Origin of the sequence: Nevskia soli, from assembly GCF_903970205.1 — a bacterium.
Lineage (GTDB): Bacteria > Acidobacteriota > Terriglobia > Bryobacterales > Bryobacteraceae > Bog-113.
In genome coordinates this window covers 1-23,956 of sequence record NZ_CAJCHS010000208.1, presented here as the reverse complement: position 1 = coordinate 23,956, position 23,956 = coordinate 1, and the positions used below count along the sequence as shown (strand labels likewise).

At 60.2% G+C, this 23,956-nt stretch carries 30 protein-coding genes and 1 pseudogene; 25 read left to right on the top strand and 6 right to left on the bottom strand.

Translation table 11 applies throughout. The features are described 5' to 3' along the window. The 9 genes and pseudogenes from H1Y01_RS09435 to H1Y01_RS09395 all read left to right on the top strand — a co-directional run. A pseudogene (locus H1Y01_RS09435) lies at window positions 1-321 on the top strand (argininosuccinate synthase domain-containing protein); the annotation flags it as partial. After that, the gene (argH, locus tag H1Y01_RS09430) at window positions 318-1,694 is read left to right on the top strand and encodes an argininosuccinate lyase (protein ID WP_180540190.1); all 1,377 of its coding nucleotides are present in this window, start codon (window positions 318-320) and stop codon (window positions 1,692-1,694) included. The pseudogene H1Y01_RS09435 and the gene argH, both read left to right, overlap by 4 nt. Before the next feature lie 11 nt (window positions 1,695-1,705). Beyond that, window positions 1,706-2,137, top strand: coding sequence for an arginine repressor (argR, locus tag H1Y01_RS09425; protein ID WP_180540187.1), 432 nt, complete (start codon window positions 1,706-1,708; stop codon window positions 2,135-2,137). Then, on the top strand, window positions 2,134-2,640 hold the full coding sequence (locus tag H1Y01_RS09420; protein WP_180540186.1) for an HNH endonuclease: 507 nt from the start codon (window positions 2,134-2,136) through the stop codon (window positions 2,638-2,640). Before argR ends, H1Y01_RS09420 begins: the two co-directional genes overlap by 4 nt. 48 nt (window positions 2,641-2,688) lie before the next feature. Further along, window positions 2,689-2,850 (top strand): DUF1328 domain-containing protein, encoded by a 162-nt coding sequence (locus tag H1Y01_RS09415; RefSeq protein ID WP_180540185.1) that lies wholly within the window; start codon window positions 2,689-2,691, stop codon window positions 2,848-2,850. Between the two features lie 278 nt (window positions 2,851-3,128). After that, window positions 3,129-3,605, top strand: coding sequence for an SRPBCC family protein (locus H1Y01_RS09410; protein ID WP_180540184.1), 477 nt, complete (start codon window positions 3,129-3,131; stop codon window positions 3,603-3,605). After that, window positions 3,605-3,931, top strand: a complete 327-nt coding sequence (locus H1Y01_RS09405; protein ID WP_180540183.1) for an ArsR/SmtB family transcription factor — start codon at window positions 3,605-3,607, stop codon at window positions 3,929-3,931. Before H1Y01_RS09410 ends, H1Y01_RS09405 begins: the two co-directional genes overlap by 1 nt. 37 nt (window positions 3,932-3,968) lie before the next feature. Next, window positions 3,969-4,274, top strand: coding sequence for a hypothetical protein (locus tag H1Y01_RS09400; RefSeq protein WP_180540182.1), 306 nt, complete (start codon window positions 3,969-3,971; stop codon window positions 4,272-4,274). Continuing rightward, on the top strand, window positions 4,247-6,577 hold the full coding sequence (locus H1Y01_RS09395) for a S9 family peptidase (RefSeq protein ID WP_180540181.1): 2,331 nt from the start codon (window positions 4,247-4,249) through the stop codon (window positions 6,575-6,577). Before H1Y01_RS09400 ends, H1Y01_RS09395 begins: the two co-directional genes overlap by 28 nt. Before the next feature lie 265 nt (window positions 6,578-6,842). On the opposite strand, the gene H1Y01_RS09390 is transcribed toward H1Y01_RS09395, so the two are convergent. Further along, window positions 6,843-7,799, bottom strand: a complete 957-nt coding sequence (locus H1Y01_RS09390) for a phenylalanine 4-monooxygenase (protein WP_180540196.1) — start codon at window positions 7,797-7,799, stop codon at window positions 6,843-6,845. A 56-nt stretch (window positions 7,800-7,855) separates the two neighbouring features. Next, window positions 7,856-8,467 (bottom strand): HAD-IA family hydrolase, encoded by a 612-nt coding sequence (locus H1Y01_RS09385; protein ID WP_180540180.1) that lies wholly within the window; start codon window positions 8,465-8,467, stop codon window positions 7,856-7,858. Between the two features lie 227 nt (window positions 8,468-8,694). Between H1Y01_RS09385 and H1Y01_RS09380 the strand changes: the two genes are divergently transcribed. Continuing rightward, window positions 8,695-9,570, top strand: coding sequence for a hypothetical protein (locus tag H1Y01_RS09380; protein WP_180540179.1), 876 nt, complete (start codon window positions 8,695-8,697; stop codon window positions 9,568-9,570). A gap of 80 nt (window positions 9,571-9,650) precedes the next feature. Here the strand turns inward: H1Y01_RS09380 and H1Y01_RS09375 are convergent, their stop codons facing one another. Further along, complete coding sequence (locus tag H1Y01_RS09375; RefSeq protein ID WP_180540178.1) at window positions 9,651-10,043, bottom strand: hypothetical protein; 393 nt, start codon at window positions 10,041-10,043, stop codon at window positions 9,651-9,653. A 130-nt stretch (window positions 10,044-10,173) separates the two neighbouring features. On the opposite strand from H1Y01_RS09375, the gene hrcA reads away from it, so the two are divergent. The 10 genes from hrcA (at window position 10,174) to H1Y01_RS09325 (ending at window position 16,218) form a co-directional block, all read left to right on the top strand. Beyond that, on the top strand, window positions 10,174-11,220 hold the full coding sequence (gene hrcA, locus H1Y01_RS09370; protein WP_180540177.1) for a heat-inducible transcriptional repressor HrcA: 1,047 nt from the start codon (window positions 10,174-10,176) through the stop codon (window positions 11,218-11,220). Window positions 11,221-11,295: 75 nt separating this feature from the next. After that, a complete protein-coding gene (gene grpE, locus H1Y01_RS09365; protein ID WP_180540176.1) occupies window positions 11,296-11,841 on the top strand; it encodes a nucleotide exchange factor GrpE in 546 nt (181 codons plus the stop codon). 33 nt (window positions 11,842-11,874) lie between these two features. Continuing rightward, window positions 11,875-13,014: a molecular chaperone DnaJ gene (gene dnaJ / locus H1Y01_RS09360; RefSeq protein WP_180540175.1), complete on the top strand. Its 1,140-nt coding sequence runs from the start codon at window positions 11,875-11,877 to the stop codon at window positions 13,012-13,014. A gap of 4 nt (window positions 13,015-13,018) precedes the next feature. Further along, window positions 13,019-13,432: a GNAT family N-acetyltransferase gene (locus tag H1Y01_RS09355; RefSeq protein WP_180540174.1), complete on the top strand. Its 414-nt coding sequence runs from the start codon at window positions 13,019-13,021 to the stop codon at window positions 13,430-13,432. A 129-nt stretch (window positions 13,433-13,561) separates the two neighbouring features. Further along, window positions 13,562-13,804, top strand: coding sequence for a YdcH family protein (locus H1Y01_RS09350; protein ID WP_180540173.1), 243 nt, complete (start codon window positions 13,562-13,564; stop codon window positions 13,802-13,804). Window positions 13,805-13,893: 89 nt separating this feature from the next. Then, complete coding sequence (locus H1Y01_RS09345; RefSeq protein ID WP_180540172.1) at window positions 13,894-14,172, top strand: Smr/MutS family protein; 279 nt, start codon at window positions 13,894-13,896, stop codon at window positions 14,170-14,172. A gap of 30 nt (window positions 14,173-14,202) precedes the next feature. Next, window positions 14,203-15,360, top strand: a complete 1,158-nt coding sequence (locus H1Y01_RS09340) for a VWA domain-containing protein (protein ID WP_180540171.1) — start codon at window positions 14,203-14,205, stop codon at window positions 15,358-15,360. Window positions 15,361-15,380: 20 nt separating this feature from the next. Beyond that, on the top strand, window positions 15,381-15,668 hold the full coding sequence (locus tag H1Y01_RS09335) for a hypothetical protein (protein WP_180540170.1): 288 nt from the start codon (window positions 15,381-15,383) through the stop codon (window positions 15,666-15,668). Next, on the top strand, window positions 15,665-15,829 hold the full coding sequence (locus H1Y01_RS09330) for a hypothetical protein (RefSeq protein ID WP_180540169.1): 165 nt from the start codon (window positions 15,665-15,667) through the stop codon (window positions 15,827-15,829). Before H1Y01_RS09335 ends, H1Y01_RS09330 begins: the two co-directional genes overlap by 4 nt. Continuing rightward, the gene (locus tag H1Y01_RS09325; RefSeq protein WP_180540168.1) at window positions 15,826-16,218 is read left to right on the top strand and encodes a hypothetical protein; all 393 of its coding nucleotides are present in this window, start codon (window positions 15,826-15,828) and stop codon (window positions 16,216-16,218) included. The genes H1Y01_RS09330 and H1Y01_RS09325 overlap by 4 nt, the downstream gene beginning before the upstream one ends. A 192-nt stretch (window positions 16,219-16,410) precedes the next feature. Here H1Y01_RS09325 and priA read toward each other — a convergent pair whose 3' ends face one another. Together priA and H1Y01_RS09315 are read right to left on the bottom strand one after the other, a co-directional pair. After that, window positions 16,411-18,906, bottom strand: coding sequence for a primosomal protein N' (gene priA, locus H1Y01_RS09320; RefSeq protein ID WP_219341415.1), 2,496 nt, complete (start codon window positions 18,904-18,906; stop codon window positions 16,411-16,413). After that, window positions 18,831-20,291 carry a C45 family autoproteolytic acyltransferase/hydolase gene (locus tag H1Y01_RS09315; RefSeq protein ID WP_180540167.1) on the bottom strand — a complete coding sequence of 487 codons (1,461 nt, stop codon included), beginning with the start codon at window positions 20,289-20,291 and terminating at the stop codon, window positions 18,831-18,833. The genes priA and H1Y01_RS09315 overlap by 76 nt, the downstream gene beginning before the upstream one ends. A 19-nt stretch (window positions 20,292-20,310) precedes the next feature. On the opposite strand from H1Y01_RS09315, the gene selD reads away from it, so the two are divergent. From selD to H1Y01_RS09300, 3 genes are read left to right on the top strand one after another with little or no spacing between them, the layout of a single operon-like run. Further along, window positions 20,311-21,360 (top strand): selenide, water dikinase SelD, encoded by a 1,050-nt coding sequence (gene selD / locus H1Y01_RS09310; RefSeq protein WP_180540166.1) that lies wholly within the window; start codon window positions 20,311-20,313, stop codon window positions 21,358-21,360. Then, window positions 21,357-22,082, top strand: a complete 726-nt coding sequence (pyrF, locus tag H1Y01_RS09305; protein ID WP_180540165.1) for an orotidine-5'-phosphate decarboxylase — start codon at window positions 21,357-21,359, stop codon at window positions 22,080-22,082. Before selD ends, pyrF begins: the two co-directional genes overlap by 4 nt. Further along, window positions 22,079-22,684 (top strand): DedA family protein, encoded by a 606-nt coding sequence (locus tag H1Y01_RS09300; RefSeq protein ID WP_180540164.1) that lies wholly within the window; start codon window positions 22,079-22,081, stop codon window positions 22,682-22,684. The genes pyrF and H1Y01_RS09300 overlap by 4 nt, the downstream gene beginning before the upstream one ends. Here the strand turns inward: H1Y01_RS09300 and H1Y01_RS09295 are convergent. Next, window positions 22,668-22,820 carry a hypothetical protein gene (locus tag H1Y01_RS09295; RefSeq protein WP_180540163.1) on the bottom strand — a complete coding sequence of 51 codons (153 nt, stop codon included), beginning with the start codon at window positions 22,818-22,820 and terminating at the stop codon, window positions 22,668-22,670. The two genes, H1Y01_RS09300 and H1Y01_RS09295, sit on opposite strands and share 17 nt — an antisense overlap. Before the next feature lie 87 nt (window positions 22,821-22,907). Between H1Y01_RS09295 and H1Y01_RS09290 the strand changes: the two genes are divergently transcribed. Both H1Y01_RS09290 and H1Y01_RS09285 read left to right on the top strand, forming a co-directional pair. Continuing rightward, complete coding sequence (locus H1Y01_RS09290; protein WP_180540162.1) at window positions 22,908-23,144, top strand: hypothetical protein; 237 nt, start codon at window positions 22,908-22,910, stop codon at window positions 23,142-23,144. 45 nt (window positions 23,145-23,189) lie between these two features. Continuing rightward, window positions 23,190-23,951, top strand: coding sequence for an SDR family oxidoreductase (locus tag H1Y01_RS09285; RefSeq protein WP_180540161.1), 762 nt, complete (start codon window positions 23,190-23,192; stop codon window positions 23,949-23,951). Window positions 23,952-23,956 lie beyond the last annotated feature (5 nt).

The window sequence follows — 23,956 nt, the reverse complement described above, 5'->3', positions numbered from 1 at the left end:
GCGACGCTGCACTTCAAGCAGAAGCTCGCGATCGATTACGCGGACCTCGTCTACAACGGCCTCTGGTTCACGCCGTTGCGCGTCGCCCTCGACGCCTTTTTCGCCGAGATCAACCAGCCCAATACGGGCGAGATCACGCTGCGCCTCTACAAAGGAACCGTGGAGCCGGTGAGCCGCGTCAGTCCCAACTCGCTCTACTCGCTAAAGATCGCCAGCTTCGCCATGGGCGCCGATTACGACCAGAAGGACGCGCGCGGCTTCATCAACCTGATCGGCCTGCCTATCCAGGTCCGAGCGGCGCTGCGCGGTCAAACCGAATGAAGCTCTGGGGCGGGCGTTTCGAATCCGGCCCATCCGAAATCTTCGAGCGCTTCAGCGGCTCGCTCCACTTCGACCGGCGGCTGCTGGAGCCGGATATCCGCGGATCGCAAGCCTTCGCCCGCGCACTCGAACGCGCCGGTATCTTAACGCCGGAAGAGCGCGCGCAGATCGTCCAAGCCTTCGACGAACTCCTGGAAGAATCGCGCGATCCGGCCGCATTCGATGGCGCAACCGACGAGGACATCCACACCTTCGTCATCCGCAAAGTGAAGGAAAAAGCCGGCGCGGTTGCGGACAAAATCCACACCGGCCGCAGCCGCAACGAACAGGTTTCGCTCGATACGCGCCTCTGGCTCCGCGAAGCCGCGACCCACGTGGGCGAAGCCGTGAAGCAGCTCATGGCGAAGCTCCTCGACCTCGCTGAAACGTATAAAGATGCAGTCATCCCCGGCTATACGCACCTGCGCCGCGCGCAAGCCGTACTCTGGCCTCACTACTTGCTCGCCTACTTCGAGATGTTCGCGCGCGACCACGAACGGTTCCTCGCGGCCCGCCGCGCCGCGAACCTGATGCCGCTCGGTTCCGGCGCGCTCGCCGGCAGCGGATTCGCGCTCGATCGCGAGGGCATCGCGCGCGACCTCGGCTTCGCCGGCATCACCCGCAACAGCATGGACGTTTCCGCCGATCGCGACTTCGCCCTCGATTTCCTCTACGCCGCATCCACGACGATGCTGCATCTCAGCCGTCTCGCCGAAGACTGGATTCTCTACTCATCGGAAGAGTTCGGCTGGCTCGAACTCGCCGACGGTGTCACCAGCGGATCCAGCCTCATGCCGCAGAAGAAGAACCCCGATTCGCTCGAACTCATCCGCGGTAAAGCGGGCCGCGTCACCGGGTGCCTGCACGCCCTCATGATGACGACCAAGAGCCTGCCGCTAACGTACAATCGCGACATGCAGGAGGATAAGGAGCCGTTGTTCGAAGCCGCCGACCAGGTCACGGCGTCGCTGCAAATGGCGCGGACCGTCGTCGAGTCCGTCGCGCTCCGCCCCGAAATCCCCTTCGCCGCCGTGCAGAAGAGCTGGGTGGTTGCCACCGATCTCGCCGAAGAACTCGCCCGGCGCGGGACGGCGTTCCACGAAGCGCATCAGATCGTCGGCGCACTGGTCCTCTCCAGCGTCCGCGAAGGCAAGGTCCCCGCCGATTGGAACGACGCCTCGCTTGCCCAATTCCATCCCGCATTCACCGCCGGAATGGCGCGCCTGCTCGATCCTCGCGAAGGCCTCAAGACGCGCGAGATCCCGGGCGGTACCGGGCCCCAGGCCGTGGCCGCCGCACTCGCCGAAGCGCGCCGGCGTCTGTCGACGATGTAGGCTGAGGCAGGATGAGTAAGCGCTTCCGCCAAGGTCAGATCCTCAACATCATTCGCGAAAAGTCGGTCTTCACCCAGGAAGAGATCGCCGCCGAACTCAAGGTTCGCGGGGTTGCCGCCACGCAGGTCACGTTGTCGCGCGACCTGCGCGATCTCGGTCTGGTCAAAACGCAAACCGGTTATCGCGAGATGGCGCCGGAAGAGCCCGGCGTCGATCTGGCCAACGTCGCCCGCGAGTTCGTCACCGACATTCGCTGCGCGCAGAACCTGCTCGTGCTCCGGACCGATCCGGGTCACGCCAGCCCGGTGGCCCTGGCGCTCGATCAGGAAGCCTGGCCGGAACTGGTCGGAACCATCGCCGGCGACGATACGATTCTGATCATCGCCACCGACAGCGAAGCGGCGACGGCGTTGCGCGCGAAGCTCTTACAGCTGATGGAATGAAGCCGCTACGCAAGATCAAAGGCGGCGCGGCCGATCGCTCGACTCTCCCGGTCGGCCCCAACGGCCGTGTGCAATGCCGCTGGTGCGCGATCGAAATCCCGAAAGGACGGCGCACGTTCTGCTCCGACTGGTGCGTGCATGAGTGGCGCTTGCGCAGCGATCCCGGCTATCTTCGCGATCAGGTGCTGCGCCGCGATAAGGGAATCTGCGCCATCTGCCGGACAGATACGGTCCACGCCCTTCACGTACTCAAGCGCGCCCGCGGCGTCCGCAAGTTGGAGCTGCTGGCGCGATGGGGACTGAAACGCATGACGCGCCGGAGTCTGTGGGATGCCGACCACATCGTGCCGGTCGCGGAGGGCGGCGGCGAATGCGATCTCGCCAACATCCGGACGCTCTGCCTGATTTGTCACAGAAAAGCGACCGCGGAACTCCGCGATCGGCTACGGAGAAACCGGCAGCATACAAACGGCATGAATATTGCTACTTCAAATACCGAATAGCCCGCAAGGGCAAAAACCGGAGCCCTTAGGGCATTTAGGAGGAACGAAATGTTGCATTGGTCATTAGTATTCCTGGTCATCGCGTTGATCGCCGCTGTCCTTGGGTTTGGAGGAATTGCGGGTGCCGCCGCCGGCATCGCCAAGATCCTTTTCTTTGTATTCCTGGTAATCTGGCTGATCGCCTTCATCACCGGCCGCCGCGCAGTCTGACCGCAGGTTTGGAAAGCGCCGGGGAGACGAGCCGGCGCTTTCTTTACTCCAAAGCTTCCGTCTAACGTCCAGCCCGGCATCGCCTGCGAGGCAAACTCGTCTCCCGCGATCCCAAATCTTCAACCCTTCCAGCCCAGTCCTCCTCAAAACCTCGCTCCCCTTTCGACCAAAGCCTTCGCGCGACGCCCGATACTTAAGTTTTTACTTGACAATTCACCGGCCGTGCTCGATACTCAAGTCAATACTTAACTATTCGCAAGGCCAGAAAGGACACCACCATGGAACAACCAACCACCATCCACAGCACCTTTGTCATCGAGCGCATTTATCCTGCGCCGCCAGACCGCGTCTTCGCTGCTTTCGCCGATCCCGCGAAGAAGCGCCGCTGGTTCCTTGAAAGCGGGAGTAACCAGATCCTGCACTATGACCTGGACTTCCACGTCGGCGGCAAAGAATGCGCTCGTTTCCGCTTCACGAAAGAGGGCACGCCGGTGTATGGACTCGAGTGCGTCAATAGCGGCATCCATCAGGACATCGTCGCTGACCGGCGCGTGGTAATTGCGTCAACGATGGCCATCGGCGGCAAGCCCTTCTCCGCGTCGCTGGTCACCTTCGAGTTCCTCCCCTCTGGAACCGGCACGGACCTGATCTTCACCCATCAGGGAGCCTTCTTCGAGGGCGCCGACGGTCCGGAAATGCGTGAAGCCGGGTGGCGTAGCCTCCTCGAACGGCTGCATGCGGAGTTCCCCGGCTAGTGGGCAGAAAGCGGCCGGCGATCGACCGTGTCTTCCACGCCTTGGGCGATCCGACCCGGCGCGCGATGCTGGAACAGCTCGGCGAGGGACCGGTCTCGGTCTCTCGCCTGGCGGAACCGCTCCACATGACGTTAGCCGCCGTAGTCCAGCACCTTCAGATCTTAGAAGAAAGCGGACTTATCGTAACGGAGAAGACCGGTAGAGTGCGCAGTTGCCGCATCGACTCAGTAGGACTTACCGTCGCCGAGGAATGGATACGGGACCGCCGCACGAGGTGGGAAAAGCAGTTAGACAAGTTAGGCGACTTACTAGCTGAAGAGAATTAGGCGCATGGCGGGAACCGTCAGTATGACAACGGGCAAGATGAAAATCAGGGCCCCGTTGCACGGGGTCGTCGGGCCAAAAAAAAGCTTCACTCTATCCGCGGAGTCGATTGCCTTCATCGACAGCCTGAGGCGCGAACGTGGCGGCAGCTCCTGCTCGGCCGTTCGGGAGCAAATTCTGGAGAGCGTTCGGCTGACGCATGAACGCGCTTTGATAGCGCGGGAGTTCGCGAATTACTATAGCGCTCTTTCGGCCAATGAGGCCACGGAACAAACCGGATGGGGCGAATTCGCATTACGCGAGTTGACCGCCAAGGAATGCACCTGGCAGTCAGAATCGCCATAGGCTGCTTAGTCTTCATCGTCCCGTTTCTGGCCTTTCCACGCGGCCGCCCGACGCTCCAGCATAAGATCCAAGCCGCGACGGCAACGGTGCGATTTTCTACCGATCATCGCGACCTTGCTATCGTAACCCGTATGCGCCGGTTGCTCTTCGCTTTAGCGGTATTTAGCCCAATCCTGCCTGCCCAAAAAAAGCCGGTCACTATCGACGATGTGCTGAACCGGTTCAAGCCCAACGCCCCGCGGCCGGTGGACCCCGTATGGTCCCCCGACGATCAGCGCTTCGTGTACATCGAGGGCGGCAAGCTCATCCTATTCGACATCGCGTCCAAAGCCAAGCGTGAGTTGATCGCGATGAAGCAACTGAACGACTCCGCCGCTCCCGTCCCCGAACCTGAGGTCTTCGATTGGACCAATCGGCGCGTAAGCGAATCGCCTATCCAGTGGTTTTCGTCCGGCGATCGGCTGCTGGTCGAAGAAGACGGCGACCTTTTCCTGGTCAGCTTGACTCCCGCCGCGCCCCTCAAAGCCCCCGTCGAGCAGCTCACGAAAACAGACGTTCCCGAAGCCGATCCGAAGCTGTCGCCGGACGGTAAGTCGGTCTCGTTCCGCCGGGCGCACGATCTGTACTCTATGGATATCGCCACGAAGAAGGTCAACCGGCTCACCTCCAACGGCTCGGACACCCTCCTGAATGCGCAACTCGATTGGGTCTATCCCGAAGAGCTGGACCTCGGAACTGCCCATTGGTGGTCGCCCGACAGCAGGCACATTGCTTTTCTCCAGCTCGATACGCACAGCGAGCCGCTATTCCCGCAGGTTTCGTTACTGAAATCGCGCGGCCTGCTCGAGCCCGAGCGCTATCCCAAAGCCGGCGAACCCAATGCCGAAGCGCGCGTCGCCATCGTCGATGTCGATTCCGGAAGGACCCGGTTTCTCGACTTAGGCGAGACGCGTGACGCCTTGATCGCTCGCGTAACCTGGCTGCCCGATTCCAGCGCTGTCGCCGTGATGCGTCTCAACCGGATCCAGAACAATCTTGACCTGATCCGCGCCGGTCTCGACGGCAGTACGGATACTCTGATCCATGAAACCGATCCCTATTGGATCAATGTGGTGGACGAACCTTACTTCCTGAAGAACGGCAAGGAGTTTCTATGGGAGAGTGAACGCGGCGAGGGGGGCTTCCGTCACTTGTACCTCTACGGGATGGACGGCAAGCTCAAGCGCCAGATAACCAAAGGGAACTGGGTGGTGGAGCGCTGTATGGCTGTCGATGAAGCTTCCGGCCGGATCTTCTATATGTCTAACGAGGAGAGCCCGACAGGATCGCGCCTCTATGCGGTCGACTTAAATGGCAAACATCGCACCTTACTTAGCCCTGCGCCCGGGGTACACGCAGTGTCCATAAGTCCTCACGGCGCGTACTTCACTGACGCCTTTTCGAATCTCGATTCGCCGCCTTCCCAGGCGATCCGCCGGGCGGACGGCTCTGAGCTGATGACCTGGATGCAAGCCGACATGACTATCGCCAACACTTACATGCTAAGTAAACCCGAGATCGTCGAAGTCAAGTCGACTAACGGCGACACGATGTATGGCAAGCTATTCAAGCCGGTTCCGTTCGACCCTGCAAAGAAGTACCCGGTGATTGTCCAGGTTTATGGCGGACCGGGCGCGCAGTCCGTGCGCAACATCTGGAGCGGATTGACCGATGACCAGTTCTTTGCGGCCAAAGGTTTCATTATTTGGGTAATGGACAACCACGGCTCTACGGGCCGCGGGCATGCCTGGGAATCCGTCATCTTCCGCAACATGGGCCAGCACGAACTGGAAGACCAGCGGCTCGGTGTCGATTGGTTAAAGAAACAAAGTTACGTGGATGGCGCCCGCATCGCGATTACCGGATGGAGTTACGGCGGTTACATGACGCTCTACTCCCTGGTAAACGCCCCCGATGTTTTCAAATGCGGTCTCGCCGGCGCCCCCGTAACGGACTGGCGCAATTACGATACGATCTACACTGAACGGTACATGGGTCTGCCGCAGGTCAACGAGGATGCGTACGACCATAGTTCGCCGAAGACCCACGCCGGCAATCTGAAAGCCCCGCTGCTGATCGTGCATAACATTGAAGACGATAACGTCCATTTCCAGAACAGCGTTCAAATGGCCGATGCACTGGAACGCGCCGCAAAGCAATTCCGGATGGTGGTCTACCCGCAGAAGTTTCATGGCGTGTTCGGTCCCTACGCCCGCAGCCTTGCGGAGACGCGCCTGAGCTTCTTCGAAGAGAACCTGAAGTAAGTCGTTTTCGAGTAACCGCAAGGGAACTTCGACGTTGGCGGCCCGTGGTGAAACCCGTTCCCTTTCGGTCGGGGCTCTGTTACCTTGCCCGGACGCACGTAACTGATACCCTGCGGTTCACAACCAAAGATGAAAAGGGACCGTTCAGCCCCGCTCCGAGCCCGACCGAAAGGGAGGGTATCCGGGTCGAACGTGTATGTTGGGGGTCATTTTCGAGGGAGCCGCGCGCGTAAGCAAGCGGTGCTTTGGAGGCGTCGACGGGTTGTTAGTCCACAACATCCGCATGAATAAAGCTCAGTAAGTCGGCTTCATTCACTTCCGGTTCACCCGGCGCCACATTATTCAGCTTGCCTTCGCGCATCCATCTCTCCAGCCGGTCGACCAGGTTGAACAGATGATCGAACGAGTCCACGATGAACAGCAACGGCTGATAATGATGGATTTCGAACCCCTGATTGATCGCCCACTCCAGCTGAATCGGGAAGCGCTGCACTTGCGGCGATTCAATCGCGTGCTCAATTTCGCCGAACGAGCTCAGCAGCCCGCTGCCGTAGACTTTCAGATCGCGGCCGCGCCCGCGCATCAGGCCGAACTCGATGGTGAACCAGAAGAAGCGCGCCATGGCTTTAATGATGCTGGTCAGGCGCTGGGCCCGCAGATGCTCGTCTTGGATGCCGCTGGTTAGCTGCACCGCCGTCCGGGCGCACTCGCCGAATTTGACCAGGGCTTCGGCAAACGCCGTATCGGTATGCATGGGGACATGCCCCGCCACATCGTGAAATAGATCCGGCTCGGGCAGGTAATCGAGCCTCGAGCCGTCGCGGATCGTGATGGTCGTCGGAAATTTTCGGGCCCGCAGGCAATCGAAGAAGACAAACGCCGGCACGTAACCGCTGACGGGCTTAGCTTCGAATCCCGTTAAAGGCGCTAAAAAGCGGTTTACATCGGAAAGGCGCGGCACGGCTTCGGGAGAAAGGCAAAGACTCGAAATTCCCTCAAGGAAGTGTTCATTTGCGTAGATTTTCCAGCGAGGAAGCATGCGTTTGTAAAGCGTGTTCCATGCCGCGTGGTTGGCCTCCGAATACAATTCGTAAGGCTGAGTGATAAAAAGCTTTCCGCTACGCTGCGCGTCCTCGATAAAGGGCGCTCTGGTCGTCGTCAGTCCTGTGGTTGATTCTGACGGTACGGCTAATTCGGGCAATGGTAATGCCTCCTGTTCCATCGTAAACCGTTCCCGGAGCATTGTTTCTTTCTATGCGAGGCATAACAAGGTTGAATCTAACCGGCCCATTCGACTCCCCGCACTCGTAGCTCATACTCCAGCTGGACGGCGTTCTGAAACTGGACGGCATCGATACCCATCCGCCGGGCGCCCTCCACGTAATCCGGGATATCGTCGGTGAAAAAGCATTCTTCCGCGGCGCAACCGGCGGCCTCGATCGCCGCCCTGTAGATCGAAGGCGACGGCTTCATCGCTCCCACTTCATACGACAGAATGCACCGATCGAAATGGCGCAGGATCGGGTACTCCCGGCGGATCATCTCGAAGTGAATCGCATTCGTGTTGGAAACCAGGATAAGTGGATATCTCAGGTGCAGCTGCGCTAGAAAAGCGTCGGAAATCAGGGTTTCGCGACTGAAAATAGAACTCCAGATATCGCAAAACTCGGAATAATTCACAGGTAAAGACAGGGCCGCGCAAAGCTCCCGGACGAAGCTGCGCGGCTCGATCAGGCCGGTCTCGAAACGCGGCACCAGACCGGTGTCACGGATCCGCTCCCGCAGTTGTTCCACCGTAAGTCCGGAATACCGCTGCAGCGCGCGATAACCAATAGTAAAGTCGAACGGGACGATGACTTTTCCGAGGTCAAGCAGGATGGCACGCGTCATTCTTCCTATCTTCATAATAGGGAAGCGCATGCCGTTCCCAGCGTCGAATGCAACATGATTTTGTATGACTTAAGAAATCTTCATGGTGCGTTCGGTTATAAACGGCACTTCTGCGTTGACTCTGTGACACTTAAGTGCACGATGTGTTCTTGACGGAGGCTCGTTCCGTCGTCCATACTTGTGAGTACTTTACCCAAACTTTTTGGGGTTAGCATTTCGGAGGATTCATGAACAAATTTGTACAGCCACTCATCGTTAGCGCGCTCGTTGCGAATTTGAGCTTGCTGCCCGCCGCGACGCCAGCGATCGGCGTCGTGCTTTCTAGCGGCAGCGTAACCGTAGACAATTCCGTTGTACCCGGCAACACGACCGTTTTCGACGGTAACACCGTGGAGACTGGAGCAACCACTTCCCGCTTACAACTGAAGAACGGAAAAATTGCCGAGCTCGGCGCTGACACCGCCGCGCGTGTTTACAGCGACCACATGGTCCTGCAGAGGGGTTTCGGAGAGACTTCCGGCGATTATGGAGTTGAGGCGAACACCCTGCGGATCACCGGCGGTTCGGCGCGTGTCGCTCTGATGGGTAAAACGGTTGAGGTTGCCGCTCTCGGTGCACCGGTGGTTGTCTCGAATTCAGCCGGAATCCAGGTTGCCAATTTGCTGCCCGGAAAGGCGCTCGCCTTCACTCCCCAGGAAGCAGGTGCCATGGCCCCGGCGACCATGACTGGCATGGTTCGCAAGGTCGGCACCAATTATCTGCTGACGGACACGACCTCGAACGTCACCGTCCAGCTGGTGGGTGGCGGCATTGAAAAGCTCGACAAACACATGGTGACCGTAACTGGCACCCCGGCGGGTCCTGGGACCACTCCTGTTGCGGGCGCAACCCAAGTCATCAACGTCACCAACGTCACGGATCAAGGCCGCGCGAATCGTAAGGGCGCTGCGGGTCCGGTCGCTGCTGCCGGCACCAGTGCGGTGTCCACAGGAGCCATCATTATCGCCGGTGTTGCGATCGCTGCGGGCGCCGGTGTCACGGCGGCGGTTCTGGCCACGCAGTCGACGAACACCACCCCGGTTTCGCTCAGCCCGATTCCTTAAGGTTTCCGTTTTAAGAACACACTCACGGCCCCGCTCGGCTTCCTGTCGCGCGGGGCCTTTGGCATGTTTGATCGGGACGCTTAGCGCCTTCGGACGAAAAGCGGCCACGAGCCGATGAAAGCCGCCACCGCTCCCAGAACCAGCCAGAGCGAGTTTCGGGCGTCCGCCGGGCCGCTAAACCGGTACTGCGTATTCAAGAAAAGACCGCGAAGCAGCAGGTACACGACAGCCGCGCTAAATAGAACGAGCAGCGCTCGCGACCTTCCTAGAGTCGCCAGAGCAACCGCGATTAGACCGAGTAGGGACAAACTAAGCACCCAGGCGAGCAGATGCTCCGATGACCACGGCAGCCATCCCAGGTGCAGCGGCAACTTCAAAGCCAGCCCAAATCCGCACACCAGCAGGCCCATCACACACAGAATCGTTTCGAAAATATAGCTGTAAACGCGCAGAAAACCCCACAGTGTGCGCACCCGGTCTCCTTTGGAAAAACGTTCAGTGTATCAGTATCCCCATCCGGCCCGAAGCGGTACTTGAGAACCTAGCTCCAACGCACTACAATGATTCTGTAGGGTTTATTTCGCACGACCCCTTCAACTCAAAGTGACGTCAAGAGCTCAGGAAATTCTGTTTTCGATTGTCCGGGCGTATATCGAGACCGGTGAGCCTCAAGGCTCGCGTACCATCTCGCGCGCTTTCGACAGCCGTCACGCAGCCATTGCTTCGAGCCCCGCCACCATCCGCAACATTATGGCGGACCTGACCGACGAAGGGTATCTCTCCCAGCCCCACACATCTGCCGGACGCATCCCCACCGAAAAAGCCTTCCGTGCGTACGTCGGGTCGCTGAATGCGCGCCCGATGCAACCCGGCGATTCGCAGCGTCTGCTTAGCGAATTGGGCGGCATCCATTCCTTTCAAGGCCGCGTGGAGCATAGCTGCCGGTTGCTGACCGAGATTTCGCACGCGGTCGGAATCGCCGCTGCTGTGCAAGCCGGCGCGGGCGAACTGGAGCATCTGGAGCTCATCGGACTGGCCGAGCGGCGCGTTCTGGTGGTCGTCGTTACCCGCGACGGGCACGCCAGTAATCGCATTGTCACGCTCAGTGAACAAGTCTCGCCCGAGGAGCTGGTGTCGTTGCGAAATTACATCAACTGGAATTTCGGCGGGTGGCAATTGGACGCCGCCCGGCGGGAAATACAAAGACGCATTGCCGAGGAGCGCGCCGCCTACGATGCGATCCTCAGCCGCCTTTCCATGCTGGCCCAAAAGGATTTTCTGGCGAGCGATCGCGTGGATCGTGTTCACATGGAAGGCGCGTCCAATCTGGTCGGTCTGGATTTACACCTCACGCGTGAACGCATGCGCGATCTTTTCCGCGCGCTCGAAGAGAAGCAGCGCGTCGCCGAACTGTTGAACCGCTTCCTGGATATCTCGCAGGGCGTCCCGCAAGGCGTGAGCGTTCAGATCGGTCTGGGCGAAGCGCACCCTTCCATGAAGGAGCTCGCGCTGATCGGTGTTTCGTTTACGCTGCCCGGCGGGCTGGTTACCCGGGTCGCGGTGCTCGGACCCATGCGGATGAATTACGGCCGTGTGATGTCCGCTGTTGCCGGGATTGGCCGCGCTCTAGAGACGCTGCCGTCGGCGTAAGTCCGAACCGAATTCCGGCTGGATTTCGCGCCTCCTTTGTTACCCTAAGACTTACCAAGCGATTTCGAAGAACATATGCCTGAAATTAGAGTTTCCGAGATGCCGGCCGATGCTGCGAATCCACCCGCGGAGGGCGTCGCGGGCGTCGATCTAGCCGCTCAATTGAGCGCACTTACGGCCGAGCGCGACCAGTTAGCTGCTGAAAAGTCCGAAATCCAGGATCTGCTGCAACGCCGGCAGGCCGAGTTCGAAAACTTCCGCCGCCGCACCGAGCGCGAGCGCGGAGATTTCGCGCAGTATGCCAGCATGGAGATCGTTCGCGATCTGCTCCCCATCGTCGATGATTTCGATCGCGCCATGAAAGCCGAGTCTACGGACAAGGAATATGCGCGCGGCGTCGAGCTGATTTACGGGCGCATGATCGACCTGCTCAAGAAGGCCGGACTCGAACCGATCGAAGCCGAAGGCAAGCCGTTTGATCCGCATCTGCATCAGGCTGTCGAAAAAGTACAGACAACCGAGGCTCCCGATCACACCATCTTGAGTGAATTCCAGAAGGGCTATTTCTTCAAGGGCAAGTTGCTGCGTCCCTCCATGGTCAAAGTCGCGGTGCGACCTTGACGGCGGCTCATGCGTCTCTATTCGTAGCACTACATGACTGTGTCTAAACGCGATTACTACGAGGTGCTCGGCGTGGACCGTGGCGCCGACGACACCACCATCAAAGCCGCGTACCGTAAACTCGCGCTTCAGTATCACCCCGACCGGAATCCCGGCGATCACCGAGCGGAAGAGAGTTTCAAGGAGGCGGCGGAAGCCTACGCGATTCTGAGCGACGGCCAGAAACGCGCGGCTTACGATCGTCTTGGACATCAAGCCGTAACCGGGGCGGCGGGTCCGGGCTTCGATCCGAATAGTTTCGATATCGGAGATCTGCTCTCCCAGTTCGGATTCGGGGATCTGTTCGGCGGACGCGGCGCCTCAACCGGCGGTGCAAGTTCGGGGCGCCGCCGCGCGCAACGCGGCGAGGATGTGCGTTACGACCTCGAAGTGAGTTTCGAGGATGCGGCCTTCGGAATGTCCGCCGATATTCAAGTCCCGCGCCTCGAAGCCTGCGCGCGCTGCGAAGGGAAAGGCGCCGAGCCGGGCAGCGGACCCGTAACCTGCCCCGCATGCCAGGGCCGCGGCGAACAGACCTACCAACAGGGATTCTTCGCCGTTCGCCGGACTTGCGCGCAATGCGGCGGCGCCGGCCAGATTATCCGCAATCCATGCCGGGAATGCCGCGGCGAAGGGTATGTTCGCGCCACGCGCAAACTGCGCGTCACCATCCCCCCTGGGGTGGCCGACGGAAATCGTTTGTGCCTCCGCGGCGAAGGTCAGCCCGGCCTCAACGGCGGACCCAGCGGCGATCTGTACGTCTTTCTGAAGGTTCAGGAGCATGCGTTCTTCGAGCGCGACGGGAATGATCTGCACTGCGTCGTCCCCATCAATTTTGCGCAGGCTGCGCTGGGGGCCGATCTTCAGGTTCCCACGCTCGGCGGCGAACCGCACACGCTGCGCATCCCCGAGGGGACGCAAACCGGCGCGCAGTTCCGCGTGCGGCACAAAGGCGTTGCCGGTGTCAATTCGAATGCGCGCGGCGACCTGATCGTGCATGTGGAAGTGAAGACGCCCGGCAAGTTGACGCGTGAACAGCGCCGCATCTTCGAGGATCTGCGCGAGACCCTTCCCGTGGATAATCAGCCGCACGAGAAGGGCTTGTTCGAGAAGGTCAAAGACATCTTCTCCTGAGCCGGTGAGCACGCTCCTGCAGGACGGCGTCGCAATCCGCCCGGCGGACGCGGCGGATCGCGACCGCCTCGCGGCCCTCCCTTCAGCCATTCCTTTTATCGAGTACCCTGCAATCATCGCCGTCGCCCATGGGCAAGTCGCGGCATTCCTGCAGTTCCGCCGCGTCGCAGACGGCGAGATCGAAATCTTGCAGCTCTTCACCGCGCCCGGTTTCCGCAGACGCGGTATCGCGCGGGCTCTGCTACGTGAACTGCTCGACCGGCACGCGGGCATATCCGTTTTTCTCGAAGTGCGCGAATCCAACGCGCCTGCCAGACAACTCTATGAATCGGCAGGGTTTAGTACGACGGGGATACGCAAATCGTATTACTCCAATCCGTACGAAGATGCAATTGTCCTTTCATTAATTCTTTGTTAATGTTGTGGTAGACGGTCGGCGACGACCGCACTTCAAATGACGAAGTGAAGCTACCCACCGGCGGGCCGTACGTGCTTCCGAACGGTCTTCCGGCGAGGCAACTCACTAAAAGGAGATGTTGCCCAAGTGATGGACCAGAGCGCAGAAGATATCAAGGAGCACCTGATGCGGACCAGTGAGGAGTTTCGCCATCTCGCTGATCAGCACCGGTCTTTGAAAAGGCAGGTTGCTCAGCTCGAAGGCAAGCCTTTTCTCAATGAACAAGAGGAGATCGAGGAGCAGCGTTTGAAAAAGCTCAAGCTGCGCATCAAAGATCAGATGGAGGCGATGATCAACGACAATCGTCCCCAACCCGTTACCTCTGCGGTCTGACCTGAACCGTCAGGCGCCCTGTCAAATGGCCCGGTCCGCATCGTCTGCGGGTCGGGCTTAGTCATTTTTGCGGTCCTTTGGTCACCCATATGGACGAACCTGTTCGGATTCCGATCACTGATGTACTCGATCTCCACTCGGTGCCGCCGCGGGACGTGGCCGGCGTCGTGGAAGCCTGGCTCGAAGAGGCGAAACGGGTCGGCTTCGTCGCTTTGCGCATCGTCCACGGCCGCGGGATTGGCGTGCAGCGCGAAGCCGTTCGCCGCATCCTGGCGCGCGATCCCGACGTGATTCACTTTGGCGATGCACCGCCGGAAGCCGGCGGCTGGGGCGCTACAGTCGTGAGTCTCCGTCACTTCCACCCGTAACGACGCTCGCGACAACCGCGTCTCCTCAAGGTGGATTCCTCCGTCTCGCGCCGGGCTTTACTCCGCTCCGCGCTATCCGTATGTATCGCAGCGCCCGCCATTCGCGCGCAGGAGACGACCGAAGGCCCCCTCACGCCACTGCCGGCCAGGGAGAAATCGGCTCCACCGCCGAGCGCTCCATCTCCCAACGTCGCCGCCGCAAGCATCGACCCGACTTTCTCGAGCACGGTTCGCGTCGTCAACGTGTTCACCACCGTTCGCGACCAGAACGGGAAGATCGTGAAAGACCTCAATAAACAGGATTTCACTTTGTCCGAGGAAGGCCGCCCGCAAACGATCGGATACTTCGCGCGCGAATCCAATCTGCCGCTGACCATCGGGTTCTTGCTTGACAGTAGCGGCAGCACGCGCCAGGTCCTGCCCGACGAGAAGACTTCCGCCCGCCACTTCATCGAAAAGGTGCTGCGCGAAAGCCAGGATCAGGCATTCGTGATTCACTTCGATCGTGAGGTCGAGTTACTCCAGGATGTGACGACTTCGCGGTCGAAACTGGAGCGGGCTCTCGACGAGGTCGAGCCCAGTCAGCGCGGCGGCTATCAGGGTCAAAATTCGGGAAGTACTTCGGGCGGCGGTTGGCCGGGTCGCAGCGGCGGACGCGGAGGGCGCGGCGGCGGACAGTCCCGTGGCGGAGGCGGAACCTTACTCTTTGATGCCGTAAGTTTGGCATCCAAGGAAGTCATGCGCCAACAGACCGGCCGCAAAGCGATGATCTTACTTTCCGACGGCGGCGACCGGGGCAGTAAGACGACGATGACCGCCGCCGTAGAAGCCGCTCAGCGCGCCGATACGCTGATTTACTCGGTGTTTTTCAAGGGCGAACAACCCATCAACTTCGGCCGTCGCGGCGGTTACGGCGGAGGTAGCTCAACGAATGATGAGATTGACGTAGGTAAGAACGCCATGAAATGGATGGCGCATCAGACCGGCGGCAGTTTCTTCATCGTCACCGAGGATCGGCCGGTGGATCACGCCTTCGCGCAGATCGAAGAAGAGTTGCGGAACCAATACAGCCTGGGCTATACGAGCGACAGTACTTCGACAAGTAAAGACTTCCGTCGGATCACGGTCGATACCAGGCGCCCGGAATTGGTTGTTCACGCGCGCACCGGATATTACCCGAACCAATAATCTTTGCTATCCTGGTACATATGTACCCGGATAGCAGAGACGGCGGCGGTGCTATCGAGCGCGTCCAGACCGGCGTTCGCATCGAGAAGCGGATTCTCAAGGTCATGAAGGCGCTGGCCGAATACCATGACCTCACGCTGGGCGATCTCATCGAGGGCATCGTTCTACACGCCTTCGACGGCAAAACTCCGTTCGGACCCGAGTCCCTCAAGCTGATCGCCGAACTCAAGACCATCTATCACCTCGACCTCGATTCCAGCGCAAGTCACAAACTGATCGAGCGAAAACCCGGGAGGAAAAAGAAATGAACGAACCGGCGGCCGTTACTATCTTGAGAATCGTCCTCGCCTTGGTTGTCGGCGCGTACAGCTTACTCATTGCGGCTCTATTTCTCGCGCTGCACGGCGAGATGTACACCGTCTGCGCCGCATCGGCCTTCGCTGTGATCCCGCGCCGTTCGCAACCATGACCGACGAAGAGTTTCTTGCCCAACTGGAAGCCTGCACGCTTCCCGAAGATCGCTTCCATCACGCCGACCACTTACACGCAGCCTGGCTATACTTGACCCGCTTTCCGGCTGCCGAAGCGATCGCCCGGCTTTCCGCGGCGCTGCGCTCGTACGCGACGTCGCTGGGCAAAGCCGATCGCTATCACGAGACCATTACCTGGGCTTACTTACTCTTAGTAAACGAACGCATCCGGCGCGCGGAACCCGCTGTAACCTGGGAGTACTTCGTGCAGAGTAACGCCGACCTGTTCGACTGGAACCACTCAGTCCTTCTGAAGTATTATCAGCCCGAAACGCTTAGCAGCCCGGCAGCACGCGAAGTATTCCTAATGCCCGATCGCTTGGTATGACCAATCGATCAGCCGCTTTCAAGACCGGCTCTGAAACGTACTTAGTCTACTGAGCCGCGCACGTAAGTAAGCGGTACTTTCGGACCTCCGGAGCAGTCGTTCATCGACGCAATCGTCGATCAGGACCCGCCTCACTCGCGCGCGAACAGGCGTTCGAGTGATCGAGCGCGTCATGCCTCATGTCCCATCGACTTACATCAAACTCAACGGATCCACATCCATCATCAACGCCGTAGCCCCCCACTTACGCCCCCGCGCAAACTCCCGCGCTTTCTGCAGTAACTCGTTCAGCGCCTTCCGGCTGGAACTCTTCACCAGAAACTGATACCGATACTCCGTCTTAATCCGCAACACCGGCGCTTCCGCCGGACCCAGAACCTTGATATTCTCCGGCAGCGGCTTGATATGCAGGTCAAGCTCGGTAGCCATGCGCAGCGCATCTTCCTGCCGTATCGCCCGCACCAGAACATTCGCCATCGCACTAAACGGCGGATAGTGCATGAAACGCCGGAACTGGATTTCCTTTTGATAGAAAGCCTCATAGTCCTGAGCCGCCGACAGCCTTACGGCATAGTGATCCGGATTAATCGTCTGCACCAGAACAATGCCCGGTAAGTCACCGCGTCCGGCACGCCCGGCCACCTGCGTCAGTAACTGAAAGGTACGCTCGGCCGCCCGGAAATCGGGCATTCCCAATCCCACATCGGCCGACACAACCCCGACCAACGTGACGTTCGGAATATCATGCCCTTTCGCAATCATCTGTGTCCCGACTAAGATGTCAAACTGCTTTTCGCGAAAGCCGTGCAGTATGTGCTCATAGTGCTTCTTACCGGTAACGGTATCCCGGTCCAACCGTGCGATCCGCGCTTCCGGAAACTGTGCGTGTAACTCGTCTTCCACCTTCTCCGATCCAGTCCCGAGAAAGTAAATATGCTCGCTCTCGCACTTAGGACAAACACTCGGCACCTTGCGCGCGTAGTTACACATGTGGCAAAGCAAACGCCGGTCGCGCTTGTGAAATGTCATCGTGATGGAACAGTTCTGGCATTCAATCCGATGCCCGCAGGAGCGGCACGCGACAAAGCTCGAGAACCCGCGCCGGTTGAGAAGCAGCATGGTCTGCTCCCCGCTCGCCAGCCGCTCGGTCACCGCGTCCACCAGCGCACGCGAAAACGTCGCGACCTTGCGCGTCTCCAGAAACTCCTGGCGCATATCGATCAAGTCCACGCGCGGCATGGGACGCTGCTGGATGCGCTCCGGCAATGTCAGCAGCGTGTACTTCGATCGCTCGGCGTTGAAGCGGCTTTCCAGACTGGGCGTCGCCGACCCCAGAACGACACAGGCGCCGGCATGCTGCGCCCGCATAATCGCCGTATCGCGGCCGTTGTAGCGCGGCGTTTCCTCCTGCTTGTAAGAGGAATCATGCTCCTCGTCGACGATGATCAGCCCCAAATGCTGCACCGGCGCGAACACGCCCGACCGCGTGCCTACCACCACGCTCGCTTGCCCCTTGCGGATTCGCCGCCACTGCCCCGCCCGCTCGCTGTCACTGAAAGCGCTGTGCAGAATCGCCACGCGTTCGCCGAACCGCGCGAAAAACTCGCCGGCCATCGCGGGTGTTAACGCAATCTCGGGGACTAGAAGCAGCGCCCCTCGTCCCGCCGCCAAAGCCGCGTCGATCGCGTTCAGATAGACCTCGGTCTTCCCCGACCCCGTGACGCCATGCATCAAAAACACGCGAAACTCGCGCTGCTCAATCGCCGCGCGGATCTGATCGAACGCCGCCTGTTGCGCGCTGTTCAGCGCGTGCGGAGCCCGTTCACGCGCGCCCGAAATCGACAGCGGCTCCCGCTCCAACGTCACCAGGGAACGTTTCGCCAAAGCGCGCGCGGCAGTACCCGCATTCTTAACCGTGCCCTCCAGCTCCGCCAGATTATGCGAACCCGGATGCAATTCCAGAAACGCCAGCAATTCCCGCTCGGCTTTCGGCAGTTTTAAAAGACCCGAAGCCTCCGAAGCCCCACCAAGCGACACCCGCAGATGCTCGGCCGGCGACCGAATCGGATCGCGATCGCTCACCACATCCTCCGCCGCGATAAAGCCTTTCTTCTCCAGCGAGCGAATCGCGTTTGCCGCCAACGGAAGCTTCTTCTTCAGATAGGTGAGCGATAACGAACGGCGTTCAAGCAACGCCAGCACCTGCGCCACCGCGTCATCCGGATTCGCCTCCAGCAGCAACTGCCGCGCCGCATCGCGCCCGGAGTCCGTCAGCTGATAGATCTTTCCCGAGCGGGTTTCCGCCGCCAGCGGAAGCATCGATCGCAGCACCTCACCCAGCGGCGCGCAATAGTAGCCGGCGATCCACCGGCCCAGCGCGAGCAGCGAGGCATCCAGCACCGGTTCTTCATCGATCAACCGCAGCGCCTCGCGGACCGCCTGTTCCGGCGCGTCGTTATGCGCCGCTATCACGACCCCGGTCAGCTTGCGCGGTCCGAACGGAACCACAATGCGGCAGCCCGCCTGCACGCGATGGCGCAGCGTCTCGGGCAGCGAGTAAGTGAACGCCTGATCGAGCGGGACCGGCAGACTTACATCGCAGTAAGTGTTCGCTATTTGCCCGGACCCGAAGTCGGCTGGTTCGCGGCGGGCTTCACGCCCGGCTTCATCGCTGTGAAAGTCGTCCACGGCTGCGCTTTCATATCGTGCAGATACGGCTTCTGCCACGAAAATTCCGGATGCGCCTTCAACAGCTCAGCCGCATGAAAATCGTCTCCGCTCGCGTGCCCCGCATGCGCCGTGAAGCTGAGGGACTGAATCATGGCCGCGTCCGCAACCTTGTTCTGCACCGCTCCGGCAGGTGCGAACGGCGGCTGCCAGTCCCCATCGCCGCGCGGCGACTTATCAATCTCCCCATCCAGTGTGCGCTCGCTCGGCTGGGTCGTCTTCGCGAACGTGTCGTAGTGATCCGCCAGGAATTTCTGCGCCGCGCCGGTGTCGATCTTACCCTTATACTCCTCCATCAACTCATCCCAGCGCGTGTGCCGCGCGTTGCCGCTCACCGACGGGTCCTTCGGGTTATACGTCGTTTCCTCCGCAGTCAATTTCGGATTCTTGGGGAAGTTCGCGCCCACAAAATAGCCGTCCTTCGATCGTTCCAAAGTAACGTTCTTGAGCCCCAGTTCCAGATGCGCCACTTCACCCGACTTCACATCCGCAATCAACCAATCGTTCGCATACCCGCCGTTGTTGCCGTCCTTCATCGTCGCCGCAAACTCATCGATCGATGTCGCATACTGCATCGCACGCCGCGCGCGCACAAACTCCGGAACGCCGTTCGAATCCCAGCCTGAAAAGTCGCTGATCGTGGTCTCCGTGATCGCGATCCCCGCATCGTTCACGCCGAAATCGTCCGCGCTATGGATCAGCCCCGGATAGCCATCCATCAGAAAACGGTGCCCGTTCTGCGGCACCACGTCGAAGATGATGGTCCAGCGCTCGCCATCCAGATAACCGGTCCAGTTATTGTGCGCGATCACCGGTTTGCCGTCCTTGGTATAAGAGCCGGTCGCCACAAACGCGCTGCAATGATCCGGCGCGGCGGCCGAGGCCGGCTTCGCGCCCTTGATCCCGTGCTTCGCGTCGTACCACTTCACGTAATAAGACCACTCTTCCGCCGCGTTCAGCGCCACGATGTCCCAGAGATCCAGCTTCACGCCGCGCGCCGTCACGCCATCCGAGATGCCCTGCATCTCCGCGCGATATTGTTCTTCGATGTGCGGCCACAGCACCGTTTTCGCGGCGTTGCGGTAGAAGTTCCAATCCTTCTTCCCGTCGTGCATTAGCTCCAGCTTCTGGACCTCGAAGCCGTCTTTGATTTCGCCCGCCAGCATCACTCCATGTTGATAACCGATCTCGCCCGGCGTGCCTTCCAGATGCACGTACGTCCAACCATTTTGTTGCGGCTGCCGGAACCCCTTGGCCAGTCGCGGATCGGCAAACGGCTCATGCGCACTCAACCACATCATGAAAGCCGCGGCCACAAGACACGCGGGAACCAGAAGACGACGCATGCTTATGATTGTAGTCGGGATGCCTGTAGACCAGAAAGCCCCGACATTGCCCGCACAACGCTTGACCGCGCAAACCCGGGCGGGTGGATGCGCTTCGAAGCTCGCGCCCGGCTTACTCGATCGCATTCTCAAATCGCTCCCGCGAACCAGTGATCCGAATGTCCTGGTAGGCTTCGATCACAACGACGACGCGGGCGTTTACCGCCTGACCCCGGAACTCGCCATGGTGCAGACGGTCGACTTCTTCACGCCCATGGTCGACGACCCGTGGATCTTCGGGCAGATCGCAGCTGCCAACGCGGTCAGCGATATCTATGCCATGGGCGGACGCCCGGTTTCCGCTTTGTCGGTACTGGCGTGCCCGGCCGATGGCGACCTCGACGTCGTCGAGCAGATCGTGCGCGGCGGCGCGAACAAGCTGGCGGAAGCCGGCGTATCCGTCATCGGCGGCCATAGCGTGAACGACCCCGAAATCAAGTTCGGTTACGCAATCACCGGCGTGATTCATCCGGATCAAATCAAGACCAATGCGGGGGCCCGTCCCGGCGATGCGCTCCTGTTCACCAAGAGTCTCGGAACCGGCGTCATCACCACGGCCCTCAAGCGAGGGATCGCGCGCCCCGACGATGTCGCCGGAGCCATCCAGTCCATGACCGAACTGAACCGCGCGGCGTGCGAAGCGATGCTCCGCTTCGAAGTTCATAGCTGCACGGACGTTACCGGCTTCGGTCTGATTGCGCATGCGCGCGAGATGGCGATGGCCGGCGATGTGACCCTCGAGATCGATTCGCAATCCATCCGCATCCTGCCCGGCGCGCTGGATTGCGCAGCCGCCGGAGCGATTCCCGCGGGACTCAAGAACAACCGCGCCTTCGCCGAATCCTGTGTAGATTACGCCGCGACTCTCGACCCGCACTTGATCGAAATTCTGTACGATCCCCAAACCTCGGGTGGCCTGCTGATCTCGATGCCGGAATCCGATGCGCTTGATTTTCAGCAGGCATATCCGCGCGCCTATCGAATCGGCGCCGTCCGTGAACGCTGCCTAAAGCCGGTTGTACTCCAATGACAGACGATCCCGTAATCATCGCGCTGGATGTCGAGTCCGCCGCCGAGGCGCAAGACTTAGTCCGGCAACTTGGGCCCGACGTCAGCTTCTATAAAGTCGGTCTGGAACTTTTCACCGCGGCCGGACCCGATATTGTCCGCGAACTCGTCGGCGGCGGCAAGCGCGTTTTCCTCGACCTGAAGTTTCACGATATCGGCGAAACCGTGCGCCGCGCGACCGCGCAGGCCGCCCGTCTGGGAGCGTCATTCCTCACCGTCCACGGTCAGCCGCAGGTGATGCAGGCGGCGCTCGAAGGCCGCGCCGAGCACGATCTGCGCATCTTCGCGGTCACCGTCCTGACCAGTCTGAACGACCGCGATCTGGAACGCGCCGGATACGACTGCAGCGTACGTGAACTGCTCAACCGGGTGGTTGACAATGCACTCGAATGCCGTGTCGATGGCGTGGTCGCGTCCGCTCTCGATGCCGCCGCCGTCCGTCGTCACATCCGAAGCTCGGAAGCGGCGAAGCCCGGCCACGAACTTCTCCTGATCACCCCCGGCGTGCGCTCTCGCGGCGCGGCCAGGGGCGATCAAAAGCGAGTCGCCACTCCTTGTGAAGCGCTGCGCGATGGTGCTGACTACCTCGTGATCGGCCGGCAGGTTACGCGCGCAGCCGACCCCCATGCCGCGCTCATCCAGATTCGCGACGAGATCGCGGCCGGCGTTCTTCACGCTGGATGAGCGGCGTCGATCATTTCCTCGCCGCTTACGGATACCTCGCCATCTTCAGCCTGCTGATGCTCGGAATCGTCGGACCGCTCATTCCCGACGAAGCCATCCTCGTGCTCAGCGGCGTTCTCATTCACCGCGGACAATTCCACTTCATTCCCACGTTTCTCGCCGCGCTCGCCGGCAGTCTCTGCGGCATTTCCCTTTCGTTTGCGGTGGGGCTTTACGGCTTCGGCTGGCTCGAACGAAAGTCGCCGTGGCTGCATCAGTTCGCGTCGCAGCACCTCGATCGCGCTGAAAACTGGTTTCTCCGTTTCGGAAAATGGACGCTGTTCTTCGGTTATTTTGTCGCCGGCGTTCGCCACTGCACCGCGTTGTTCGCCGGTATTTCGCGCATGCCGTTTCGCGACTTCGCCCCTCCCGCGTACTCCGGCGCACTCTGCTGGGTCTTCGTGTTTCTCGGCGTCGGTTACTTCGCCGGCGACCAATGGTCGCGTTACGGAGGCGCCGTCGACCGCGGTATCGTGATCGGCGTTCTTATCGTGATCGCGGTAGGACTGATTTTCGCGGCCATCCGCCGAATGCGCTCGCGCGACCCTAATTCACTCCGTTAATCTGCACCAGATCGTCGGGAGTATCCTCGTCATCCGGCGCTACGATCGAATAAATCAAGTCCAATTTATCTTGCAGCTCGCTGTTTTTTGCTTCCAAATCGCGTATCCGTTCGAGAAGTTCTTCTACTGTAGGCATAGGATTCATTCTGGTATTGGCATTAATCGTACAGTCTTGGACATGTAGTCGCTTTGCAACGTTTCGTCCACGCGGGAAAATACCCTTATGCAGATGTCCGGTGACGGCGCGGCGAGGGCCCTTGATTTCTCGGTCATCATCACCCAAGTCAAGACGGTGCAAGATGCGCGTAAGCTACCCGTTGGAACTGTTGTCGGTGATAAACACGGCGGCGTTACCTTTTCGGATGCGGTTGCAGCCGAACTTGAAAAACGCAGCCATTCCGGCTGGAACGATATTGCAGCCACAAACGATCGCTGGACGGTTATCTTCCTCAATCGATAGTAAGCTTTGTCGCACCGCAGGCGCCTGTTATGATGCGGCGGTCCGATGAATTCTGTTTTTCAGCCCGCTTTTCTTCACAATAAGCACGCCTTTGTAACCGGCGGCAGCAGCGGGATCTGCCTCGCCGTCGCCCAGCAATTCGCCGCATTCGGCGCGGCCGTGTCCATTCTCGGCCGCTCGCCCGAAAAGATTGAACGCGCTCTCCCTTCTCTCGGACCGGCCGCCCATGGCTATCCCGCGGACGTTCGTTCTTTCGATGCCGTCGCAAGCGCCCTTAAAGCGGCTCATGATGCGTCCGGCGAGATCGACATTCTGATTTGCGGCGCGGCCGGAAACTTCCCCGCTTCCGCGCTCGGCATGTCCGCAAACGGATTTAAGGCCGTTATCGACATCGATGTCCTGGGAACCTTCAACACCTGCCGCGCCGCCTACGAATACCTGCCCAAGCCGGGCGCGGCGATCATCAACATCTCCGCCGCACAAGCCTTTCGGGCGATGGCGTATCAGTCTCACGTATGCGCCGCCAAAGCCGGTGTCGACATGTTGACGCGCACCCTGGCGATCGAGTGGGGTCCCGCCGGCATCCGCGTGAACTCGGTCACTCCCGGCGCTGTCGATGGCACGGAAGGTGTGCGCCGCCTCGCGCCCGATGAAGAGAGCCGGAAAGCGTGGATGGCCAAGACCGCGCTGGGCCGGTTCGCATCCACCGGCGACATCGCCGCGCTGTGCCTCTTTCTCGCATCGCCGGCCGCGTCTTACATCACGGGCGCGATTCTGGTCTGCGATGGCGGACTGTCGCTGGCGTGACCGCA

What these genes read in the sequence shown, in the direction of transcription:
- H1Y01_RS09345 (WP_180540172.1), top strand. Translation starts at nt 13,894, where the DNA reads ATGGACGAACCTGTTCGGATTCCGATCACTGATGTACTCGATCTCCAC.
- H1Y01_RS09385 (WP_180540180.1), bottom strand. Translation starts at nt 8,467, where the DNA reads ATGACGCGTGCCATCCTGCTTGACCTCGGAAAAGTCATCGTCCCGTTC.
- dnaJ (WP_180540175.1), top strand. Translation starts at nt 11,875, where the DNA reads ATGACTGTGTCTAAACGCGATTACTACGAGGTGCTCGGCGTGGACCGT.
- H1Y01_RS09350 (WP_180540173.1), top strand. Translation starts at nt 13,562, where the DNA reads ATGGACCAGAGCGCAGAAGATATCAAGGAGCACCTGATGCGGACCAGT.
- H1Y01_RS09285 (WP_180540161.1), top strand. Translation starts at nt 23,190, where the DNA reads ATGAATTCTGTTTTTCAGCCCGCTTTTCTTCACAATAAGCACGCCTTT.
- pyrF (WP_180540165.1), top strand. Translation starts at nt 21,357, where the DNA reads ATGACAGACGATCCCGTAATCATCGCGCTGGATGTCGAGTCCGCCGCC.
- argH (WP_180540190.1), top strand. Translation starts at nt 318, where the DNA reads ATGAAGCTCTGGGGCGGGCGTTTCGAATCCGGCCCATCCGAAATCTTC.
- selD (WP_180540166.1), top strand. Translation starts at nt 20,311, where the DNA reads ATGCCTGTAGACCAGAAAGCCCCGACATTGCCCGCACAACGCTTGACC.
- H1Y01_RS09380 (WP_180540179.1), top strand. Translation starts at nt 8,695, where the DNA reads ATGAACAAATTTGTACAGCCACTCATCGTTAGCGCGCTCGTTGCGAAT.
- H1Y01_RS09315 (WP_180540167.1), bottom strand. Translation starts at nt 20,291, where the DNA reads ATGCGTCGTCTTCTGGTTCCCGCGTGTCTTGTGGCCGCGGCTTTCATG.
- H1Y01_RS09290 (WP_180540162.1), top strand. Translation starts at nt 22,908, where the DNA reads ATGCAGATGTCCGGTGACGGCGCGGCGAGGGCCCTTGATTTCTCGGTC.
- grpE (WP_180540176.1), top strand. Translation starts at nt 11,296, where the DNA reads ATGCCTGAAATTAGAGTTTCCGAGATGCCGGCCGATGCTGCGAATCCA.
- H1Y01_RS09390 (WP_180540196.1), bottom strand. Translation starts at nt 7,799, where the DNA reads ATGGAACAGGAGGCATTACCATTGCCCGAATTAGCCGTACCGTCAGAA.
- H1Y01_RS09400 (WP_180540182.1), top strand. Translation starts at nt 3,969, where the DNA reads ATGAAAATCAGGGCCCCGTTGCACGGGGTCGTCGGGCCAAAAAAAAGC.
- H1Y01_RS09395 (WP_180540181.1), top strand. Translation starts at nt 4,247, where the DNA reads ATGCACCTGGCAGTCAGAATCGCCATAGGCTGCTTAGTCTTCATCGTC.
- H1Y01_RS09300 (WP_180540164.1), top strand. Translation starts at nt 22,079, where the DNA reads ATGAGCGGCGTCGATCATTTCCTCGCCGCTTACGGATACCTCGCCATC.
- H1Y01_RS09295 (WP_180540163.1), bottom strand. Translation starts at nt 22,820, where the DNA reads ATGCCTACAGTAGAAGAACTTCTCGAACGGATACGCGATTTGGAAGCA.
- H1Y01_RS09330 (WP_180540169.1), top strand. Translation starts at nt 15,665, where the DNA reads ATGAACGAACCGGCGGCCGTTACTATCTTGAGAATCGTCCTCGCCTTG.
- H1Y01_RS09335 (WP_180540170.1), top strand. Translation starts at nt 15,381, where the DNA reads ATGTACCCGGATAGCAGAGACGGCGGCGGTGCTATCGAGCGCGTCCAG.
- H1Y01_RS09410 (WP_180540184.1), top strand. Translation starts at nt 3,129, where the DNA reads ATGGAACAACCAACCACCATCCACAGCACCTTTGTCATCGAGCGCATT.
- H1Y01_RS09420 (WP_180540186.1), top strand. Translation starts at nt 2,134, where the DNA reads ATGAAGCCGCTACGCAAGATCAAAGGCGGCGCGGCCGATCGCTCGACT.
- H1Y01_RS09415 (WP_180540185.1), top strand. Translation starts at nt 2,689, where the DNA reads ATGTTGCATTGGTCATTAGTATTCCTGGTCATCGCGTTGATCGCCGCT.
- argR (WP_180540187.1), top strand. Translation starts at nt 1,706, where the DNA reads ATGAGTAAGCGCTTCCGCCAAGGTCAGATCCTCAACATCATTCGCGAA.
- H1Y01_RS09325 (WP_180540168.1), top strand. Translation starts at nt 15,826, where the DNA reads ATGACCGACGAAGAGTTTCTTGCCCAACTGGAAGCCTGCACGCTTCCC.